Source organism: Pseudonocardia sp. T1-2H (assembly GCF_038039215.1).
Taxonomy (GTDB): domain Bacteria; phylum Actinomycetota; class Actinomycetes; order Mycobacteriales; family Pseudonocardiaceae; genus Pseudonocardia.
Map to the genome: position 1 here is coordinate 2316272 of NZ_JBBPCL010000001.1, position 18976 is coordinate 2335247.

The 18976-nt window shown below is 74.9% G+C and carries 21 protein-coding genes and 1 tRNA gene; 6 read left to right on the top strand and 16 right to left on the bottom strand.

Annotated elements, in window-relative coordinates:
- Positions 1 to 13 precede the first annotated feature (13 nt).
- Together selB and selA are read right to left on the bottom strand one after the other, a co-directional pair.
- A complete protein-coding gene (gene selB, locus WBK50_RS11530) occupies positions 14 to 1825 on the bottom strand; it encodes a selenocysteine-specific translation elongation factor (protein ID WP_341335590.1) in 1812 nt (603 codons plus the stop codon).
- Positions 1826 to 3187: an L-seryl-tRNA(Sec) selenium transferase gene (gene selA / locus WBK50_RS11535; RefSeq protein WP_341335591.1), complete on the bottom strand. Its 1362-nt coding sequence runs from the start codon at positions 3185 to 3187 to the stop codon at positions 1826 to 1828. It abuts the gene before it with no gap.
- A 118-nt stretch (positions 3188 to 3305) separates the two neighbouring features.
- On the opposite strand from selA, the gene selD reads away from it, so the two are divergent.
- Positions 3306 to 4358 carry a selenide, water dikinase SelD gene (selD, locus tag WBK50_RS11540; RefSeq protein ID WP_341335592.1) on the top strand — a complete coding sequence of 351 codons (1053 nt, stop codon included), beginning with the start codon at positions 3306 to 3308 and terminating at the stop codon, positions 4356 to 4358.
- Between the two features lie 22 nt (positions 4359 to 4380).
- Here selD and WBK50_RS11545 read toward each other — a convergent pair.
- From WBK50_RS11545 to WBK50_RS11575, 7 genes are all read right to left on the bottom strand, one after another.
- Positions 4381 to 4473: transfer RNA gene (locus tag WBK50_RS11545), tRNA-Sec, on the bottom strand.
- A gap of 125 nt (positions 4474 to 4598) precedes the next feature.
- On the bottom strand, positions 4599 to 4910 hold the full coding sequence (locus WBK50_RS11550) for a hypothetical protein (RefSeq protein ID WP_341335593.1): 312 nt from the start codon (positions 4908 to 4910) through the stop codon (positions 4599 to 4601).
- Positions 4907 to 5416, bottom strand: coding sequence for a DUF1990 family protein (locus tag WBK50_RS11555; protein ID WP_341335594.1), 510 nt, complete (start codon positions 5414 to 5416; stop codon positions 4907 to 4909). The genes WBK50_RS11550 and WBK50_RS11555 overlap by 4 nt, the downstream gene beginning before the upstream one ends.
- Positions 5417 to 5428: 12 nt before the next feature.
- On the bottom strand, positions 5429 to 5851 hold the full coding sequence (locus WBK50_RS11560) for a Rieske (2Fe-2S) protein (protein ID WP_341335595.1): 423 nt from the start codon (positions 5849 to 5851) through the stop codon (positions 5429 to 5431).
- 21 nt (positions 5852 to 5872) lie between these two features.
- Positions 5873 to 6958, bottom strand: coding sequence for an NAD-dependent epimerase/dehydratase family protein (locus WBK50_RS11565; protein WP_341335596.1), 1086 nt, complete (start codon positions 6956 to 6958; stop codon positions 5873 to 5875).
- A 75-nt stretch (positions 6959 to 7033) separates the two neighbouring features.
- Entirely contained in the window at positions 7034 to 8278 is a 1245-nt protein-coding gene (locus WBK50_RS11570; RefSeq protein WP_341335597.1) for a PP2C family protein-serine/threonine phosphatase, read from the bottom strand.
- A gap of 231 nt (positions 8279 to 8509) precedes the next feature.
- The gene (locus WBK50_RS11575; RefSeq protein WP_341335598.1) at positions 8510 to 8770 is read right to left on the bottom strand and encodes a DUF6158 family protein; all 261 of its coding nucleotides are present in this window, start codon (positions 8768 to 8770) and stop codon (positions 8510 to 8512) included.
- A 74-nt stretch (positions 8771 to 8844) separates the two neighbouring features.
- Here WBK50_RS11575 and WBK50_RS11580 point away from each other — a divergent pair, with 74 nt between their 5' ends.
- The gene (locus WBK50_RS11580; protein WP_341335599.1) at positions 8845 to 9732 is read left to right on the top strand and encodes an MBL fold metallo-hydrolase; all 888 of its coding nucleotides are present in this window, start codon (positions 8845 to 8847) and stop codon (positions 9730 to 9732) included.
- A gap of 130 nt (positions 9733 to 9862) precedes the next feature.
- On the opposite strand, the gene WBK50_RS11585 is transcribed toward WBK50_RS11580, so the two are convergent.
- Together WBK50_RS11585 and WBK50_RS11590 are read right to left on the bottom strand one after the other, a co-directional pair.
- On the bottom strand, positions 9863 to 10063 hold the full coding sequence (locus WBK50_RS11585) for a hypothetical protein (RefSeq protein WP_341335600.1): 201 nt from the start codon (positions 10061 to 10063) through the stop codon (positions 9863 to 9865).
- Positions 10064 to 10199: 136 nt separating this feature from the next.
- The gene (locus tag WBK50_RS11590) at positions 10200 to 11429 is read right to left on the bottom strand and encodes a saccharopine dehydrogenase family protein (RefSeq protein WP_341335601.1); all 1230 of its coding nucleotides are present in this window, start codon (positions 11427 to 11429) and stop codon (positions 10200 to 10202) included.
- A gap of 170 nt (positions 11430 to 11599) precedes the next feature.
- Here WBK50_RS11590 and WBK50_RS11595 point away from each other — a divergent pair, with 170 nt between their 5' ends.
- Entirely contained in the window at positions 11600 to 11806 is a 207-nt protein-coding gene (locus tag WBK50_RS11595; protein WP_341335602.1) for a DUF2945 domain-containing protein, read from the top strand.
- A 48-nt stretch (positions 11807 to 11854) separates the two neighbouring features.
- Here WBK50_RS11595 and WBK50_RS11600 read toward each other — a convergent pair whose 3' ends face one another.
- Positions 11855 to 12862, bottom strand: coding sequence for an NAD-dependent formate dehydrogenase (locus WBK50_RS11600; protein WP_341335603.1), 1008 nt, complete (start codon positions 12860 to 12862; stop codon positions 11855 to 11857).
- 55 nt (positions 12863 to 12917) lie between these two features.
- The gene (locus WBK50_RS11605; RefSeq protein ID WP_341335604.1) at positions 12918 to 13487 is read right to left on the bottom strand and encodes a GNAT family N-acetyltransferase; all 570 of its coding nucleotides are present in this window, start codon (positions 13485 to 13487) and stop codon (positions 12918 to 12920) included.
- Between the two features lie 165 nt (positions 13488 to 13652).
- Here WBK50_RS11605 and WBK50_RS11610 point away from each other — a divergent pair, with 165 nt between their 5' ends.
- Positions 13653 to 14777, top strand: a complete 1125-nt coding sequence (locus WBK50_RS11610; protein ID WP_341335605.1) for an NDMA-dependent alcohol dehydrogenase — start codon at positions 13653 to 13655, stop codon at positions 14775 to 14777.
- Positions 14778 to 15079: 302 nt separating this feature from the next.
- Complete coding sequence (locus tag WBK50_RS11615) at positions 15080 to 16108, top strand: DegT/DnrJ/EryC1/StrS family aminotransferase (RefSeq protein ID WP_341335606.1); 1029 nt, start codon at positions 15080 to 15082, stop codon at positions 16106 to 16108.
- Here WBK50_RS11615 and WBK50_RS11620 read toward each other — a convergent pair.
- Positions 16105 to 16881, bottom strand: coding sequence for a methyltransferase domain-containing protein (locus WBK50_RS11620; protein ID WP_341335607.1), 777 nt, complete (start codon positions 16879 to 16881; stop codon positions 16105 to 16107). The two genes, WBK50_RS11615 and WBK50_RS11620, sit on opposite strands and share 4 nt — an antisense overlap.
- Positions 16882 to 17058: 177 nt before the next feature.
- A complete protein-coding gene (locus WBK50_RS11625) occupies positions 17059 to 17337 on the bottom strand; it encodes a GlsB/YeaQ/YmgE family stress response membrane protein (RefSeq protein WP_341335608.1) in 279 nt (92 codons plus the stop codon).
- Positions 17338 to 17533: 196 nt separating this feature from the next.
- On the opposite strand from WBK50_RS11625, the gene bla reads away from it, so the two are divergent.
- The gene (gene bla / locus WBK50_RS11630; RefSeq protein WP_341335609.1) at positions 17534 to 18415 is read left to right on the top strand and encodes a class A beta-lactamase; all 882 of its coding nucleotides are present in this window, start codon (positions 17534 to 17536) and stop codon (positions 18413 to 18415) included.
- Positions 18416 to 18557: 142 nt separating this feature from the next.
- Here bla and WBK50_RS11635 read toward each other — a convergent pair whose 3' ends face one another.
- The gene (locus tag WBK50_RS11635; protein WP_341335610.1) at positions 18558 to 18944 is read right to left on the bottom strand and encodes a DUF5313 family protein; all 387 of its coding nucleotides are present in this window, start codon (positions 18942 to 18944) and stop codon (positions 18558 to 18560) included.
- Between the last annotated feature and the right edge of the window lie 32 nt (positions 18945 to 18976).

An 18976-nucleotide genomic window follows, 5' to 3' on the forward strand; every position in this document is an offset into this window, starting at 1 on the left:
CCGGGCACTCCTCTCACACGACCCGGTGCCCCCCGGACGGGGTGCGAGCCGTCCGGCCCGCGCCGGCGAGCAGCTCCAGCAACGGGACGGCCACCCGCCGGCTCGTGCCGAGCGCCTGCCGGGCGCTGCTCAGGGTGAAGTCCGGGCCGAGGCCGCGCAGCAGGTCCACCGCTCGGTCGTCGGCGCCCGGCAGGAGCACCACGCCGTCGGCGACCCGGAGCAGGTGCCCGGCGCGGACCAGGGTCGCCAGCTCCCGCGGACCCAGGCCGAGCTCGGCGAGGCGCGCCGCCTCGGGGGCGCCGAAGGGCGCGCGTTCCAGGTCCGCACGCAGGGCGTCGAGCGCGGTGCGCACCCGCTCCGGCAGCGCCGCGACCTGATCCGCGGCGACCCGGCCGTCCCGCAGGACCAGTCCCGGACCGTCCACCCGCCGGAGCAGCGCCTCGACGAGCCGTGCGGTGGGCAGGCCGAGAGCGCGGCGGGCGGCCTCGAGGGGCAGTCCCGGGTCCAGCGGGTCCGCCGCGTCGTGCGCCGCGACCGCGGCCCGCAGGTCGGCGACGAGGGCCGGGGCGCGGGCGGGGTCGACCAGCCATCCTCCGGCCGTGACCGCGTCCAGGCGCTCGACGTCCCCGGCACCGACCCCCCAGGCGACCAGCTCGGCCTGCCGGACCTGCCCACGCCGGGCCAGCTCGGTCGCGGCGTCGGGGACGCCGTCGAAGGCCGCGAGCTCGTCCGCGCGGCGGGCGGCCGCGCCGCGGCGGCGCAGGGCGGGGGGTGCCGGGTCGAGCACCGTGACGCCCGCGGCCACCTGGCGACGCCCCGGGTCCCGCAGCACCGCCCGGTCCCCGATCCGCAGCGGCAGCGGGCGGCGCAGCCGGAGCCGGGCCACCCCGCCGTCCCGGTCCTTGCCGCCCAGCGGCCGCACCCGGGCCGTCACCGCCGCCGACCCGATGTGCAGGGTGAGCTCGCGGGGCAGCGCCGCCGGATCGGGCGCCGCGCCGCGGATCCCGTGCAGCCGCACGTCCAGCTCGGCGGTCGGGAGCCAGGCGCCCGCGGTCAGCAGGGCGTCGCCGCGGGTCACCGCCTCGAGGGGGACCCCGCGCAGGTTGACCGCCACCCGGGCGACGCCGCGGGCCTGCTCGACCGGCTCGCCCAGGCTCTGCAGCCCCCGGACCGACACCGTCCGGCCGCCGTCCAGGACCAGCTCGTCCCCGGCGACCAGGGTGCCCGAGGCGAGGGTCCCGGTGACCACCGTCCCGGCCCCGCGGATCGTGAAGGCGCGGTCGATCCACAGCCGCACGTCGGCCGCGTCGTCGGGCTCCGGCAGGCCCGCCACCAGCAGGTCCAGGGCGACCCGTAGCTCGTCGAGCCCCTGCCCGGTGGCGGCCGACACGCACACGGCGGGCCGGGTGCCCAGAGCGCTGGCCGCCAGCCGTTCCTGCGCCTCGGCGAGCGCGAGCTCCGGGTCGAGGAGGTCGCTGCGCGTCACGACGAGCAGCGCGTGCCGGACGCCGAGCGCCTCGAGCGCGTCGAGGTGCTCCGCGGACTGGGGCATCCACCCCTCGTCCGCGGCCACCACGAGCACGACGGCCGGCACGGGGCCGACGCCGGCGAGCATGGTGGTCACGAACCGTTCGTGGCCGGGCACGTCGACGAAGGCGACCGTGTCCCCGGACGGCAGGTCCGTCCACGCGAAGCCGAGGTCGATGGTCATGCCGCGGCGCCGCTCCTCGGCGAAGCGGTCGGGCTCCATCCCGGTCAGCGCGCGGACCAGGGTGGACTTGCCGTGGTCGACGTGCCCGGCCGTCGCGACGACGTGCGTGCCCATTCAGGAGTCCCCGGCCCGGCCGGCCTCGTGGACGGCCAGCACCGCGGCGGCCAGGTCCGCGTCCGCCGCGGGGTCCACGGCGCGCAGGTCGAGCAGGCAGCTGCCGCGTTCCACCCGCCCGAGCACGGCGGGGTCGCCCTCCCGCAGGGCACGCGCGAAGTGCTCGGGGAGCACGAGCGCCGCACTCGGGAGCGTCACGCCCGGCGCGCCGCCGCCACCGACCGTCGAGTCCGACGCCGCGGCGTCGACGGGGACGCCCTTCGCCGCGAGCGACGCCGCGAGCGCCTCCGCCCGTGCGCGTAGGCCGGCGACGTCGGCGTCCAGGGCTGCGCGGGTGGGGGTGGCCGGTCCGCGCAGGGTGGCCTCGAGCGCGGCGAGCGTGAGCTTGTCGACGCGCATCGCCCGTGCCAGCGGGTGGCGGCGGATCCGGTCGACGAGGGCGGCGCCCGCTCCCGGGGCACCGAGCAGCAGTCCCGCCTGCGGTCCGCCGAGCAGCTTGTCCCCGGAGGCCGTGACCAGCGCCGCGCCCTCGGCGAGGACACTCGCGGCGTCGGGCTCGCCGGGCAGCAGGGGGTGCGGGGCGAGCAGCCCGGAGCCGATGTCGCACACCAGCGGGACGCCGAGCCCGGCCAGCTCACGGGGTGGCACGTCGCTGGTGAACCCGGTGACGACGAAGTTGGAGGGGTGCACCTTCAGGACGAACGCGGTGTCCTCGCCGATCGCGTCCGCGTAGTCCCGTAGGTGGGTGCGGTTCGTCGTGCCGACCTCGCGCAGCCGGGCCCCGGCCGCGGTGAGCAGGTCGGGGATGCGGAAGCCGTCGCCGATCTCGACCAGCTCGCCGCGGGACACGACGATCTCGCGGCCCACCGCGAGCGTCGCCGCCGCCAGGGCGAGGGCGGCGGCGCCGTTGTTGGTGACGTGCGCCGCGGCGGCCGCGGGCACGGCGGACAGCAGGGCGTCGAGGGCCGCGGCCCCGCGGCGTCCCCGTCCGCCGGTCCCGAGGTCCAGCTCGACATCGCAGGTGCCCGCGGCGACGGCGAGGGCCTCCCGGGCGGACGCCGACAGCGGAGCGCGGCCCAGGTTCGTGTGCAGCAGGACGCCCGTCGCGTTGAGTACCGGCCGCAACCGGGTCGCCGTCCGCGGAAGCCGGCGGAGGACCTCGTCGACGACGTCGTCCGGCTCGATCGCGCCGCGCCGCGCCGCCTGCTGCGCCGCGACGACGGCCTGCTTGACCAGCTCCCGGCCGAGCCGACCGGTGGCGGCGGCGACCGCCGGCTCGGCGAGGACGACGTCCGTGCGGGGGATCCGGCGCCGGACGTCGGCGGCGCCGTCGACTCGCCGCCCGCTCGCGAACTCGGTCACCGGGGCACCCTACGGCGGCCGCACGCGGTGGGCGCGACCATGCCCGGACGCGTGTCGCCGGCGGGCCTGCCGCGGACCGCACCCCGTCGTAAGGTCATCCGGGACAGGGAGGACGCGCATGACCGCCACATCCGCCGTATCCGGCCGGAGGCTGACCGAGTTCAGCCACGGCGCGGGCTGCGGCTGCAAGATCGGCCCGGGTGCCCTTGCGGACGTGTTGGCGCTGGTGGCGCCCCCGCGGCACCCCGACCTGCTCGTCGGCACCGAGACCGGGGACGACGCCGCCGTCTGGCGGCTCGACGCGGACCGGGCGCTCGTCGCGACCACGGACTTCTTCACCCCCGTCGTCGACGACGCGCGGCTGTGGGGCCGGATCGCCGCCACCAACGCCGTCTCCGACGTGTACGCGATGGGCGGGCGGCCCCTCTTCGCCCTCAACCTCGTCGCCTGGCCGACCGAGCAGCTCCCGGCCGAGCTGCTCGCCGAGGTGCTGGCCGGGGGTGCCGACGCGGGCCGGGAGTGCGGGTTCGCCGTGGTCGGCGGGCACTCGATCGACGACCCGGAGCCCAAGTACGGCATGGCCGTGGTCGGGGAGGTGCATCCGGACCGGATCCTCACCAACGCCGGTCTGCGGCCGGGCGACGCGCTCGTCCTGACCAAGCGGCTCGGCGTCGGCATCACCACGACCGCGATCAAGGCGGGTACTGCGCCGGCCGCGCTGGTGGCCGAGGCCGTCGCGTCGATGACGGCGAGCAACGCGGCCGCGGCGGAGGCGGCGGTCGGGGCGGGGGCCCGCGGCTGCACGGACGTCACCGGTTTCGGGCTGCTGGGGCACCTGCGGAAGATGGCGGCGGCGTCGGGGATCGACGCCCGGGTCGACGTCGCGGCGGTGCCGTTGTTCGACGGCGTGCGGGAGCTGGCCGAGGCCGGCACGGTGCCGGGCGGCAGCCGGCGCAACCGGCAGTGGGTCGCCGACGTGCTGGACGTCGGCGCGGGCGTCACCGACACGGACGTCGCGATCCTCGCCGACGCCCAGACGTCGGGCGGGCTGCTGTTCGGCGCCGAGCCCGGACGGGCGGCCCGCGCGGTCGACGAGCTGGCCTCCCGCGGCGTGCCCGCGGCCGTGATCGGCACGGTCTCGGCGGGCAGCGGGCGCATCGCCCTGCACTAGGCATCGGGCGGGCGCGCGGGAGCGGAGGCGGACGGGAATCGAACCCGCCTGGCCGAGATCCTCGGCCACGTCGGTGTTGAAGACCGCGGGGGCCACCAGGCACCCGTACGCCTCCCTCGCGCACCCCGCAGCCTACGGCCCCGCGCCGCTCCCGCGCGTCGAGGGATACGCGAGGCGGAATGGCACCGGGTGCATCGAGGTTCCCTCGCACTGGCAGATCCCCGAGCTGCACGGCAAGGATCAGCCCTCCCGCGGGTGCGCCGCTCTGCGGTCGTGCTCGACCTCCTCGTTCGCGTAGGCCACCGGGTGGTCCTGGCCGCGTTCGGTGAAGTAGTCGTTCAGCGCCTGCGCGATCATGTCGTGCTCGTGGTCGGACAGCGGAAGCGTGCCGCGCAGCGCCGCCTCGAGGTCGTCCTTGCCCAGCGAGCCGCCGAGGCCGACGTAGGCGAGCCAGAGCTCCGGCAGCTCGAGGTCGCTCAACGAGAACCCGGCCCGTAGCGACGAGCCGGGCACGACGTCGTCGCGGTCGTCGGACCCCTTGTCGCCGTTCACCCGCGCAGTCTTTCGTCGGTCGCGGTTCTCGGCAACCGGAGGAGCGTGCTGCGGCCGACCCGGTCAGTGCTCACGCTGCTCCGAACGGTCCGCGGCGGGGGTCCGCACCCGGTGTGCGCCGGCGTCGCGGACGGGGTGGAACCAGCGCAGGCGCACGCGGTCGAGGCGGGGATGGGGTTGCCAGCGCACGTCGGCCCGGAGAACTCGACCCGGCCCGTCTCCCGGTGCTTCGCCACGCGGTAGACCACCCGGCCCCGCTGGAGGTGCCCCTGCAGGGTCTCGTAGCCCCAGCCCCAGATCCGCCAGTCCGCGTCGGCCTCCTCCCCCTCGTCGACGATCGAGGTGATGCGGACGCCCATGAGGAAGCGGACCGGGCCGAACCGGCCGTCCAGCAGGATGTCGCGGCCGAGCAGGCCGGTGTCCCGGGCGTACACGGCGCGGAGCAGCTCGGGCGGGGTGAAGTCGGAGGTCGGCGAGGGCCGCCACCGCCCGTCCGAGCGTCGCACCCGGGGCGGGAGTCACGTGCCGCTCCTCCCGTCGCCGGAGGACCGGCCGTCCGGTTCGACCGTGATCCGCCCGGCGCGGCGCACGACGCGGCCCACCCGCAGCCTGAGGTGCTTGGCGTAGGCGAGGACGAGGGCGCTGTACCCGGGGGTCGGGCCGCGGTAGAAGAGGAAGCCCTGCGGGCCGTCGACCATGGCCCCGGTGCGGACGTCGTAGCGGCTGCCGTGCCAGGGGCAAACGAGGCAGCCGTCGTCGTCGACGGTGCCCTTCGAGAGGTCGGCGAGCTGGTGGCGGCAGCGGCGGGACACCGCGAAGTCCTCCCCGCGGCTGGTGCCCACCGCCCACCGGCCGAGCCGGCGGACCTCGCCGGTGACCGGGGGTGTGTCCGGAAGTGCGGGGTCGGGCGGGGTGAGGTCGGGCGGCGTGGGGTCGGACACGGCGAGCCTCCGGAGGTCGGATCAGGGCAGCAGGCGTTTGACGACGGGGCCGCGTCTCACGAGGGCGGCCAGTTTCCCGACGACGGAACGCGGTCGCAGCGCGGGGCTGGTCGTCGCGGCGGCGTCGGCCATCCCGGCGACGACGCCGGCGAGGGCGGTGCGGGCGTCCACCCGGGGCGCCCAGTCGAGCTCACGGCGGGCGCGGGTGGTGTCGAGCAGCGGCAAGGCGAAGGCGAGGTCGATCCAGCCCGGATCGAGCGGCTGCAGCTGCGTACGCCAGGTGACGTCGGTGAGGACGCGCAGGACCTGCCGGGGGAGGTGCACCGCGCGGGCGCCGAGGACGTCGGCGATCAGGTCGCGGGTGACGGGCGGATCGGCGGCGAGGTTGAACGCCCCGGCCGAGCGTCGCTCCAGGACGCGCGCGATCGCGTCGGCGACGTCCGTGGTGTGCACGATCGGCACGACCAGGTTGCGGTCGACGGGCAGCACGGGCACGTGGCGGAGCAGGCCGCCGGGGACGTACGAGGGCACGCCGTACCGCAGCAGCGCGCTCCCCGCGTCCCGTTGCACGATCAGGCCGGGGCGCAACCGCGCGACGACCGCCCCGTCGGGGTGGAGGCGTTCGTACTCGTCGAGCAGGCGCTCGGCGGCGACCTTCTCCTTGCTGTAGGCCAGCGACTCGATGCCCTCGGTGGGCCACAGCTCGTCGACGCCGAGGCCCTCGGGCGAGTCCGGGCCGGGGGAGTAGACGCCGACGGAGGACATGTGCACCAGGTGGGGCACGCCCTCGGCGTGCACGGCGTCGATCACGGCGCGGGTGCCGTCGATGCCGAGACGGTCCAGGTAGGTGATGTCGCGGGAGGGCTGGAACCCCCACGCCAGGTGCACGACGGCGTCGGCGCCGCGGACGACGGGGCGCAGCGCCTCGTCGACGTCCGGCCCGGCGAGGTCCAGCCCCGTCCACGACACCGCCTCGTAGGGCTGCCCGCCTGCGGGCGGGCGGCGGCAGACCCCGACGAGATCGTGCTCCTGCCCCGCGTCGCGGGTGAGCCGGCGCAGCAGCGCCGTCCCGACGTTGCCGCTCGCCCCGGTGATGACGATCCGCACTGTTCCCCCTCGGTCCGCCGGGGGCCGGCGGTCAGCCCCGGATGCCCTCCGCGGGGAACGGCAAACGTGGCCCGCTCACACGTCCGGGAACGTGGGGAACATCCGGTGGTGGCCCCCGGCCGACCAGTCGATCAGCAGCAGGGTGGCGTCGTCCTGGAGCCTGCCGCCCTGGTGCTGCATCACCGCGGCGGCGAGCCGCCGCAGCGTCTCCGGCGCGGACAGCTCCGCGGCCACCGCGTGTTCGGCGAGCTCGACCAGGCGTTGCTCGCCGAAGAACACCCCGTCGGCGTCGCGGGCCTCGGTCACGCCGTCGGAGTAGAGCAGCAACCGGTCCCCGGGCTCGAGCTGCTCCCGTTCCACCGCCGTGGGCAGGCCGCCGGCCACGGTGACGCCGAGCGGGGGCCGTGGCGGCGCGGTGAGCTCCTTGACGACCTTCCCGTGCCGGATCAGCAGCGGAGCCGGATGGCCGGCGAGCACGTACTCCAGGACGCCGGTGGCGGTGTCGAGCCGGGCCAGTACCGCCGTGGTGAACTGCAACGGCCCGGGCTGCGCGGAGATGAAGGCGTCCGCCCGCGCCGCGACGGCCACGAGGTCCTTCTCGCCCGCGCGGCGGGCGTTGCGGATGGCGGTGATCGCCAACGCCGTGGTCACGCCCGCCCGGATGTCGTGCCCGGTCGCGTCGAACACGGCGACGTCCATCACGTCGCCCTCGACGTTGTAGTCGTAGGCGTCGCCGGCGACCTGGTCGTGCGGCTCCAGGACGGCCGACACCACGACGCGCTCGGTGGCGAAGGTGCGGGGCGGCACCAGCTGCCAGAGCAGTTCCGACGGGAGGGACAGCGGTCCGCCGCTGCGCCAGCGCCGCAGCCGGTCGCTGTAGACGACCTTGGTCATGACCAGGTGACCGACCAGGCCGGCGAGCGTCCACACCCACCGCCGCAGGAGCGGACCGTCCTCCACCTCGGCGTCGAGGACCTCGTCCAGGCCGATGCGGACCACGCCCGCCCGGTCCGTGCCGTCGAGCATCGGCACCCACAGCACCCGGCCCCGGTCGTCGGTGGCGGGCAGGATCTCGCCGAGCTGGTAGGCGCGTCCCGCCATCGTGTCGGAGACGGCGACCTCCCCGCCGGGCTCGGGCCGGACCGGGGTGAGGACGTGCTGCGCCAGGTCGACCATCAGCACCTCGGCGGTCAGCCCCACCTCCCGCACCGCGCGGTCGACGATCGTGGAGAGCTGCTCCCCGGTGGCCAGGTGCGCCGCGTCGATGATGTGCGCGAGCACCTCCGCCCACGCGGCTGCCGCCCGTTGACCTGTCTGCACTGCCGGACGGTACAAGCCGATGGGAGCTCGTGTCGCGCACCTCGGGTGGAGGCCGGGCCAGGGTCAGGCTGTCGAGCCCGCGACGACCCGCAGCGACCGCCCGCGCCGAGGCGACGGCGCAGGGCCGACGCGTCCGTGCGCGCCGCGGTGGTGGACCCCATGAGGTCGAGCAGGCCGCGGCGGGGCGCCGGCGGCGCTCGGCCGGCCTCTCTCACTCCCGCCGGCCGAGGGTCAGGCCGTTCCCGTCACCGGCTGGCCCGCGTTCTCCCGGCTCCCCGCCCGGGTGCGCCGCGGATCCGGCGCTCCCTCGGCCGGGAAGCGGATCAGGAACTCCCGCTCGAGGGCGAGCATCCGCTTCGTGTGCGTCTCCAGGGCGTTCTCGCTGCCGGCGAGGACCGTCTCGTGGCGTGTCTTGTGCAGGTGTGCGAGCTCGCGGTGCAGGTCGGCGTCATCCAGGTCGGACGGCGGGATGCCGTGGCTTCGGTCCGTCATGGGGCGGGGATACCCGCGCGAGATCCGGACAACCGCACGGGGTTCACGAAGGACGGCGGGGGTACCGGGGAGCCATGACCTCGCCCGACACGCCTGCTCCGCGCGCCTCGACGCTGACGTTCGTGGGTACGGCGACCACGCTGCTGCAGCTCGGTGGCTTCACCCTGCTCACCGACCCCAACTTCCTGCACCGCGGGGAACGCGCCCACCTCGGCTACGGCCTCACCAGCCGTCGGCTCACCGAGCCCGCGATCACGACGGACGGCCTGCCGAGCCTCGACGCCGTCGTGCTGTCGCACCTGCACGGCGACCACTTCGACCGGCGTGCCCGGGCCGGGCTGCCGCGGACGGTGCCGATCGTGACCACCCGCCACGCCGCACGCCGGCTGCAGCGCTGGGGCTTCGGCGCCGCGACGGCACTCGACACGTGGGCCACGCGCAGCTTCGAGCGCGGGGACGAGACGCTGCGGATCACCGCGGTGCCCGCCCGGCACGGTCCCGCGCTGGTGCGCCGCGCGCTGCCGCCGACGATGGGCACGATCCTCGAGCTCGAGCGGGCCGGTCGGGTCGAGCTTCGCCTGTACGTCACCGGGGACACCCTGTTCCGGCCGTTCCTGCGGAGGGTCCGCGAACGCCACCCCGAGATCGACGTGCTGGTGACCCACCTGGGCGGGACCAAGATCGGTCCCGTGCTCGTCACCATGGACGCCCGGCAGGGGGCGGACCTCGTCGAGCTGATCCGGCCCGGGACGACGGTCCCGATCCACTACGACGACTACGGGGTCTTCCGCTCCCCGCTGAGCCACTTCCAGCACGAGATGCGACAGCGAGGCCTCGACGGCGGCCTGCGGGTCGTCCTGCGGGGGGACACCGTCCCGCTCGACGGCGCGCGGAGCGAGGAGGGTCCCCGGCGACTCACCCCCGTCACGGATCCGGCCGCGTCTCGGCCGGCCGGCCCGTGAGGAGGGCCCGTTCGGCGTCGTTGCCGTCGCGCGAGGCGAGTTGTCGGAGGGTCAGGCGCGGCGCGGGCGGACCGGGGCGGGCCTGCGAAGGCCGCGGGACACGCGCCCGGCGGGGCTGCGGAGCCGGCCCTCAGTCGGTCTCGGGTGCCTCGTCCTCGTCGGGCGGGCCGTCGTCGCGGCGCTGTTCGAGGACGTCCGCGGGATCGGCCTCGTCGGACAGCGCGGCCGCGTCGTCGAACGCCGTGGCGTCGGTGGCGTAGTCGATCCCTGGTTCCTCCGTCGTCCGCCGCTGTTCGGCGTCGTCGGAACTGGCGCGCTCCGGTGTGGTCATCGGCTCCTCCGGAGTGGTCGGGGCGGGCTCATCGGCGTGGTACCCCGCCATCGGAGGCTCCAACACGGCCTCGCGCACGTGATCGGCGACGGTTCGGCCGGCGGTGCACCGGAGCGGTCCGCTCCCTGACGCGCCCTCACGCCGGCGCGACGTCGTAGGTGTGTCCGGCCGCGCGCAGCCGCTCGATCAGTGCGGTACCCATCGCCGTCGCCGGGGTCAGGGAGCCGGCGCGGTCCGGGAGCCGGTCGGTGTCGGACACCAGGCAGAGGGCGCTCTGGCCCAACATCACCGCCGTGCCCGCGTAACCGGGGTCGCCCTCGCCGGCGACCGTGACGGTGTAGCGGCGGCCCCGCGCCGTCCGGCCGTGGACGACGGACCGGAACCAGCCCTTCTCGCGCGTGCGCTCGCTCGGCCCGGTGCCCGGGGCGGGCAGCACGCGCTTCAGCAGCGTGCGGGTCGGCGGGAGCGTCACCGCGCCGGCGAACGCCGCCAGCCCGGCGGTGACGCCGGCGGCCACCGCCGCGCCGGCCGGACCCCGGCCGCAGCTCATGACCTCGCCGTAGCGCAGGCCGCGGCCGTAGGCCCAGTCCTGCAGGGCGTTGCTGCGCCGCACGATCCGGGTGTTGAACGGCGCCATCACGAAGGGCGCGACCCACGTGCCGTCCCGGCGGCGGCTCGGCCGGGCGGCGTCCGCGGGCTGTGCCGGCGCGGGCTCCGCGGCACGGTCCGGGCTCAGCCCGTACGGGTCCGCGGCGACCCGGCGCAGCTCACGGTTGCCGACGACCGTCTCCAGCTGGCCGAGCAGCGAGGCCACGGTGCCGCCGCTGAAACCTCCGCGGGCGGAGGCGAGGAGCTCGGCCTCCTCGAGCGCGCCCGCGTCGTCCTCGGCGGCCCGCCGGTGGAGCAGGAGCGTCCCGAGGTCCGAGGGGATGGAGTCGTAGCCGCAGGAGTGGACGAGCCGGGCCCCGGTCTCGCGGGCGAGGGCGTCGCAGCGGTCGATCGCGGCGCGGACGAACAGGACCTCGCCGGTCAGGTCGGCGTAGTGCGTGCCCGCACGGGCACAGGCCTCGACCACGGGGAGCCCGTAGCGCGCGTACGGCCCGACGGTGGTGGCCAGCACCCGGGTCGAGGAGGCGAGTGCGGCCAGCGCCGCGGCGTCCGTGGAGTCCGCGACGAGCACCGGCCAGTCCCGGGCCCGTTCCGGCAGCCCGGCCCGCACCGCCTCGACGCGACCCCGGGACCTCCCGGCAAGGGCGATCCGGACGTCGTCGGGCGCGTGTGTGGCCAGGTAGTCGGCCAGCAGGGTGCCGACGAAGCCGCTCGCGCCGTAGACGACGAGATCGTGGTCGCGGGACGGATCGCTCATGGGGTCTCCTCGGTGCGGGCGCCGTTGTCGTCGCCGCAACGATGCCCGAACCCGGCGCGAGGAGAGCAGCGGCCCCCTGCCGAACGATCCTCCCCGTCCGGGCGGATGGAGTGATCCGTGCCCGGGTACCACGGGTCGTACGCACGGCAACGACCGAGGAGGTGCGCGACGTGTCCGAGTTCGCGAAGGGCGACAAGGTCCGTTGGAAGAGTCACGGCGGCCACGCCGAGGGCGAGGTGCTGAAGAAGATCACCTCGGACACCGAGGCGGGCGGGCGCACGGTCCGGGCGTCGAAGGACGAGCCGCAGTACCTGGTGCGCAGCGAGAAGAGCGGCGGCGAGGCGGTCCACAAGCCGGACGCGCTGGAGAAGATCTGACCTGGAACCCCGCCTGCCCCCGGCCCCGGGCTCGCTGGGGCCGGGCGCTCACGACTCCGGCGCGCTGACCACGTAGTCCTGGGGTGGCGAGGCACCCTCGAGGTGGGCGGCCAGGATCTCCCGGACCCCGTCCGCGATCCGCTGCTGCGCCTCGACCGTCATGCCCGAGTAGTGGATGGTCAGCGCGTTGCGGGGCAGGTGGCGCCAGGGGTGGTCGGCCGGAGCGGGCTGCGGGTACCACGTGTACCCGGCGAGGTGCCCGGACTCGACGGCCTCGACGAGGGCGTCGGTGTCCACGATGGCCCCGCGGGCCGTGTTGACGAGCCACGAACCGGGTTTCATCGCGGCCAGCCGCTCGCGGTCGAACAGTGACCGGCTGCCCTGCTGCAGGGGCAGGGCGGCGCAGATGACGTCCGATCGGGCCACCAGGTCGTCGAGCCGGGCGAAGCGGACGCCGAGGACGGCCTCCTCGGCGGGGCTGCGGCGGTGCCGGGCGGAGTAGAGCATCGTGACGTCGAAGGGCTTGAGCCGCAGCGCGGTCCGCGCGCCGATGGCGCCGAGCCCGATCAGCCCGACCGTCTTGCCCTCGAGGTCGTGGGCGTCCTGCGCCGCGTCAGCGACGTCCCACCGGCCGTCCGCGACCTGCTCGTGGGCGGGGACGAAATTGCGGACGAGCGCCAGGATCTGCAGCACGTTGTGCTCGGCGACGCTCACGACGTTGCTGCCGGTCACCTCCGTGACGGTCACCCCGTGCTCGACGGCGGCCTCGGAGTCGACGTGGTCCGAGCCGACCCCCGCGGTGATCACCAGCTTCAGGTTCGACGCCCGGTCGAACCGGTCATGGTCCAGGTAGACGGGCCAGAACGGGGTGGTGATCAACACCTCGGCGTCGCCGAGGTGCGCGTCGAGCTCGTCGCCCGTGTCGCTGGTGGCGACGAGCTCGTGCCCCCGGTCGGCCAGGAACGGGCCGAGGTCCAGCGCGCGTTCCGCGGACGCGAGGACGTCGGGGTGCGCCTTCGGGTCGGAGTCGGGGTAGAGCACGGCGACGACCTTCACGGCCACCTCCAGAATCGGTGACGGGCCCGGGGAGGGCTACCCGACGACCGGTGGGTCAACCGCGCTCGAGCCGGGCCAGCAGGGGATCCCGCAGGCCCACGGAGTCCGTCGCCCAGAACGCGTCGGTGTAGACGAGCGCGCCGGTCATCCACGGTTCGTGCGCGGGGAGCACGGCGACCTGGAACGCGGCCTCCGGGATCCGGACGGACGGCCGGACGAAGCCGTGGTCCGCGGCGCGGGTGAACCCGCGGGCCCCGTAGTAGTCCGGCGACCCTTCGAGGAACAACGCCGGTGCGCCGCACGCCCTCGCCGCGCCCAGCGCCGCGGCGACCAGCGCGGTGCCGATACCGGCGCCCTGTCGGTCCGGGTGCACGGAGAGCGGGCTGAGCACCAGGACGTCGACGAGCCGCTCCCGCGCGTCGAGCCAGCAGCGCGACAGCCGGACGTGACCGAGCAGCTCACCCTGCACGTCGTCCTCCTCGGCGACCAGCGAGAGGACCGTGGCGCCCGAGGCGTCGAGGGCGTCGAGCATGCGGACGACGCCGGGTCCCTCCTCGCCGAACGCCGCGCCGACGACCGCTCGGACGGCGTCGAGATCGGACGCGGCCTGCGGCCTGAGGATCACGACGACCTCCTCCTCCTTGGGTTCGGTCCCATTCTGCTCATCCGCGACCGCAGCTCGGCCCTGGCCCCGCTGCCCTCCGGGCCACGTCCCCCGACGGCCGGGTACGTTGCGGTTCCGGCCCGGGCCGGGCCGGGCGTGCCGCCGAATGGACGAGGGAGTTCACGGGTGAAGACCAAGGGTGCTGTGCTGTGGGGGATCGGCGAGAAGTGGTCGGTCGAGGAGATCGAGGTCGGGGACCCGCGGGCCGGTGAGGTGATGGTCGAGCTGGCCGCATCCGGCCTCTGCCACTCCGACGAGCACCTCGTCACCGGGGCCACACCGGTCGCCACCCCGTTGATCGGCGGGCACGAGGGCGCGGGCGTCGTCGTCAAGGTCGGCCCGGGTGTGACGGGGCTGAAGGAGGGCGACCACGTCGTCACGGCGTTCATCCCCGCCTGTGGGATGTGCCCGCCGTGTTCGAACGGCCACCAGAACCTGTGCGACCTGGGCGCCGGGCTGCTGACGGGCCAGTCCATCAGCGACGGGTCGTTCCGGGTGCAGGCACGGGGCCAGGACGTCATCCAGATGTGCCTGCTCGGGACGTTCTCGCCGTACATCACGGTGCACCAGGCCTCTGTCGTGAAGATCGAACCGGACATCCCGCTCGAGGTCGCGGCGCTCGTCGGCTGCGGTGTCACCACCGGCTGGGGCTCCGCGACGAAGGTCGCGGACGTCCGGCCGGGGGAGACGGTCGTGGTCATGGGCGCCGGCGGGGTCGGGATGAACGCGGTCCAGGGCGCGGCGACCGCGGGCGCGAAGCGGGTCGTGGTGATCGACCCCGTCGCGGCCAAGCGGGAGTGGGCGATGGAGTTCGGCGCCACCCACACCTACGAGACCGCCGAGGAGGCCACCGCCGCGGTCAACGAGCTGACCTGGGGCCGGATGGCCGAGAAGGTGATCATCACGGTCGGCGACATCCAGGGGGAGAACGTCCTCGAGGCGCTGACCCTGACGGCCAAGGGCGGCCGCACGGTGGTCACCGGGATGGGCAGCGCGGCGAACGTCGACGTCAAGCTCAGCCTGTTCGAGCTGACGCTGCTGCAGAAGGACCTGCAGGGCGCGATCTTCGGCGGGAGCAACCCCCGCGCGGAGATCCCGTCGCTGCTCTCGCTCTACCAGGAGGGCCGGCTGAATCTCGACGGCCTGGTGACCACGAAGTACGCGCTCGAGGACATCAACCAGGGTTACCAGGACATGCGGGACGGCAAGAACATCCGCGGGATGGTCGTCTACACCGACGCGGACCGCTGACGAGGTACTCTCCTGACCGGCCCGGGGCCGGCCGCCGCACCGTCGCGGCGGCCGGCCCCGGTTCTGCGCGGTCGAACCGCCTCCGTCCCCGGTGCGAATGTCCGTCCTGCCCGGTACGACTGGTTCACGGGTACGGGCACGAACAGGCGGGGTGGCGGGGATGGCGCTGGCGGCGATGACGGCGACCGCACGGGGGATGGCGGCGACGGTGCAGGTGCTCGCCCGGGAGCTTCGGCCGGTTCTCGGGCAACGGACGGTCCGAGGTCAGCCGGCTCGAGGACGACCTGCGCCGCACGATCGGCGTGGAGCACGCGCTCGCCGTCAACAGCGGGACCAGCGCGTTGATCGCCGCCCTCGTCGGTGCCGGGATCGGGCCGGGCGACGAGGTGCTGGTGCCGGCCTATACCTGGGTGTCCACCGCGGCCGCGCCGTTGGCCGTCGGCGCGGTGCCCGTCCTCGTCGAGGTCGACGAGTCGCTGACGCTCGATCCCGTGGACCTCAAGCGCAAGATCACGCCCCACAGCCGGGCCGTCATCCCGGTGCACATGCTGAACCTGGTGTGCGACATGGACGCGATCATGACCGTCGCCGCCGAGCACGGGCTCGTGGTGATCGAGGACGCGTGCCAGGCCGTCGGGGTGCGCTACCGCGGACGGCGGGTCGGGTCGATCGGCCACGCCGGCGTCTTCAGCTTCAACCAGCACAAGAACATCCGCAGCGGCGAGGGTGGCGCGCTGCTGACCGACGACCGCACCCTCTTCGAGCGCGCGGCGATGTACCACGACGTCGGCAGCTACGAGCGGGACGGCTTCAGCGACGGCGGCGCCGACCTCATCGTGGGGGTCAACCTGCGGATGCCGGAACTGTCCGCGGCAGTGCTGCGCCCCCAGCTCGCCGCGTTGGACGTCCAGCTGGCCCGGCGGGGCAGACACCGCCGGATCATGGCCGACGCGCTGTGGCGCTCCCGGTTCGCGCAGCGTGGCCTGCGGCTCGTCCCGCACCACGACCAGGCCGCCGCGGCCGGCCTCGCCGTCGCGTTCGACGACGAGTGCGCCGCCGTCGAGCTCGGGTCCCGGCGCGGGGTGCAGCGGTTGGCGGACACGGGCCGCCACCTCTACCCGAACTGGCGCTCGATCCACGCGCGGACGCCCGTGCACCCGCGTCTGGACCCCTACGCGTGGGCGGAGCGGGAGGTCGACCACGGGCCCGGGAGCTGCCCGAACACCCTGCGCATCCTGGCCCGGAGCTGCGCCGTGGAGCTTCGCCCCGGCTTCCCCACCCCCGCCTTCCGAATCCTCGCCCGCCGCACGAGCGCAGAGCCCCGGGCCTAGTCGGCGACGCCGAGGAAGCAGTACCGGTTGATGCTGAACAGGTAGTCGTCCTCCGCGCCGCGGGCCTCGAGATCCGCCGCCCAGGCGTCGACGTCCGCGTCGGTGATCCCGCTCCGGCCGCGCACGTACCCGCCGACGGTCCGGATCGTCAGGACGCTGAAGCTGTCCGGGTCGTACGACGGGTTGAAGATCGGCACGATCGAGCGCCCCGTGAGCCGGAACCCCGCCCGGCGCAGGTGGCCCGGCAGGGTGCAGGGCAGGTGCGGGTCGGCGAGGTGCTCGTCCCACACGGCCATGATCCGGCGGTGCAGCGCCCGGTCCGCGGTGTGCCAGACGACCGAGTCCCAGTCCGTGTCCAGCAGGAGCACCCGGCCGCCCGGCCGGACGACCCGGCGGAGCTCGGCCAGGGCGGCCGGGATGTCCCGGACGTACTCGTAGACCTGGGTGGAGACGGCGGCGTCGAACGTGGCGTCGGCGTAAGGCAGGGCCAGCGCGTCGCCCTCGTCGACGCTCACCCACGGGAACCGCGAGGTCCGGCCGCGGGCGACCGCGTTCATCGGCGCGCTCGGGTCCAGGCCGTGCACGGCCCCGTCCGTCCCGACCGCCTCGGCGAGCGACGCGAGGAGGAAGCCGGGGCCCGAACCGACGTCGAGGATCGTCTCGCCCGGCTGCGGTGCGAGCAGCGCCAGGGACCGGGCGCGCTGCTCGACGACGTCCGGGCTGCGGTAGACGCGCTCGATCAGCCGCGCGCCGTCGTCGTCGAACTCCAGCATCGCCACGGAGACCTCGCGAGTGTTCGACGGATGTTCGGCGCCACATGATGGCGCCTCCTGAAGCTCGTGAGAAGTACGCGACCCGGCCGCGGGTCGTCGGCGATCCCCCTGCGACGGATGTCGGACACACGTCGGGCCCGCCACCACGAGGGTGCCGGGCCCGGCGGGCGGAACAGGTCAGTGTCGAACGGATCGGCGCCCGTAGAGGTTGGCGACGAGCACGACGCCGATGGCGGCGACGATCACCTGGACGAGCAGTTCGAGCCAGTCGATACCGCTGGTGGCGGTGGGAATGCCGATGGCGCGGGCGATGAAGGTGCCGATGAATGCGGCGACGATGCCGACGACGATCGTGAGCCAGATCGGGATGTTCTGCTTGCCGGGAACGACGAGTCGGCCCAGAGCTCCGATGATCGCGCCGATGACGATCGCAGTGATGATGCCGGTGACGGTCACGGTTCCTCCAGTGTGCGACGGCCCGAGGACTCGGGCCGTTGTGCGGCTGGCTTCCCGTTCCGGGCCGGTCGAATGCGTGATGGGAGCATCGTAGGCCTGATCGTTATCCAAGTTGGGCCGAACGGCGGAAGCCGTTGTGCCTGTCGACGCCGTTCCAGGACGGCCGGAGAGGAGAACCCTCGTGGGGAATGCCGCGATGAGCAGGCGTCTGGTGCTGGGGGCGGCGCTGCTGGTGCCGCTGGCGGGCTGCGGGCGGACCGAGGGCTCCGGACCGGTCCCGCCCACCGCCGCCGGATCCGACGTCCAGGCGCGGTTCGCCGACCTCGAGACCCGCTTCGGCACCAGGCTGGGGCTCCACGCCGTCGACACGGGTACCGGGCGCGAGCTCGCCCACCGTCCCGACGAGCGGTTCCCGCTCTGCTCGACCTTCAAGGTCCTGGCCGTCGCCGCGATGCTCGCCGGCACCCCTCCCGGGCACCTGCAGACCCGCGTCCGTTACGCCGCCGGGGACGTCGTCGACGCGTCCCCGGTCACCGCCGAGCACGTCACCGACGGGCTCACCGTCGCCGAGCTGTGCGACGCGGCGCTGCGCTACAGCGACAACACCGCCGGCAACCTCCTGCTCGACGACATCGGCGGACCCGGTGCGGTCACCGCCTTCGCCCGGTCCCTCGGGGACGAGGTGACCCGTCTGGACCGGCGCGAGACCGAGCTCAACTCCGCGATCCCCGGCGACGAGCGCGACACCACCAGTCCGCGGGCGATCGCCGCCGATCTCCGGGAGCTGGTCCTCGGGGACCGGCTCGAGGTGGCCGACCGCACCCTGCTGACGAGCTGGATGGTGCGCAACACCACCGGCGGCACCCGGATCCGCGCGGGACTCCCGGCGGACTGGCGCATCGGGGACAAGACCGGCGCAGGGCGCTACGGCACGGTCAACGACATCGCCGTCGCGTGGCCGCCGGGCCGGGCCCCGATCGTCCTCGCCGTCCTGTCCACCCGGAACGGGGAGGAGGCGAAGGGCGACAACGCGGTGATCGTCGAGGCGGCGCGGATCGTGGCGGCCGAACTGGGCTGACCGCCCCGGAGGCCGCGCGGGGCGCCCCTGGACGCCACCCCACCCACGCACGTCGTCCGGTGCGACGCGCGCGGTCCACCGTGCGCGTCGCACCAGATCCCGCGGGTGGGCCGTCGCGACCCCGGTGGGCGCCGACGCCCGCTCAGCGCCAGCGGTCCTCGTAGCGCCGCCGCCGCTCGGCGTTCGCCTCCGAGTGGGACTCCTCGCGCACGTTCGCGGCGTAGCCCTGTGGGTACCCCGCCTTCATCGCCCGGTGCTCGGCGGACTCGTACATGTAGGTCAACGAGTAGAAGTAGCCGATCAGCGCGCCGCCGAGGACCGCCATGACCCGCACCCAGGGCTCGCCGGGGATGAACAGGTACAGCGCGATCGCGATGGGGGCGAGCTGAACCGTGGCCCGAGCGACATGGCGGAGCTGCCAGGTCCGGGTGGTGACGTCGTGCAGCACCCACTCGCGGTTCCGCGCGGGCAGCTTGGCGCCGAAGGCGTAGAGCACCCAGTGGAACGGGTCCGGACGGCGGAAGGCCATTCTTATCACCCCAATAGTTAGCGCCCCAATGA

What these genes read in the sequence shown, in the direction of transcription:
- bla (WP_341335609.1), top strand. Translation starts at nt 17,534, where the DNA reads ATGAGCAGGCGTCTGGTGCTGGGGGCGGCGCTGCTGGTGCCGCTGGCG.
- WBK50_RS11575 (WP_341335598.1), bottom strand. Translation starts at nt 8,770, where the DNA reads ATGACGGACCGAAGCCACGGCATCCCGCCGTCCGACCTGGATGACGCC.
- selB (WP_341335590.1), bottom strand. Translation starts at nt 1,825, where the DNA reads ATGGGCACGCACGTCGTCGCGACGGCCGGGCACGTCGACCACGGCAAG.
- WBK50_RS11585 (WP_341335600.1), bottom strand. Translation starts at nt 10,063, where the DNA reads ATGACCACACCGGAGCGCGCCAGTTCCGACGACGCCGAACAGCGGCGG.
- selD (WP_341335592.1), top strand. Translation starts at nt 3,306, where the DNA reads ATGACCGCCACATCCGCCGTATCCGGCCGGAGGCTGACCGAGTTCAGC.
- WBK50_RS11590 (WP_341335601.1), bottom strand. Translation starts at nt 11,429, where the DNA reads ATGAGCGATCCGTCCCGCGACCACGATCTCGTCGTCTACGGCGCGAGC.
- WBK50_RS11620 (WP_341335607.1), bottom strand. Translation starts at nt 16,881, where the DNA reads ATGCTGGAGTTCGACGACGACGGCGCGCGGCTGATCGAGCGCGTCTAC.
- WBK50_RS11580 (WP_341335599.1), top strand. Translation starts at nt 8,845, where the DNA reads ATGACCTCGCCCGACACGCCTGCTCCGCGCGCCTCGACGCTGACGTTC.
- WBK50_RS11635 (WP_341335610.1), bottom strand. Translation starts at nt 18,944, where the DNA reads ATGGCCTTCCGCCGTCCGGACCCGTTCCACTGGGTGCTCTACGCCTTC.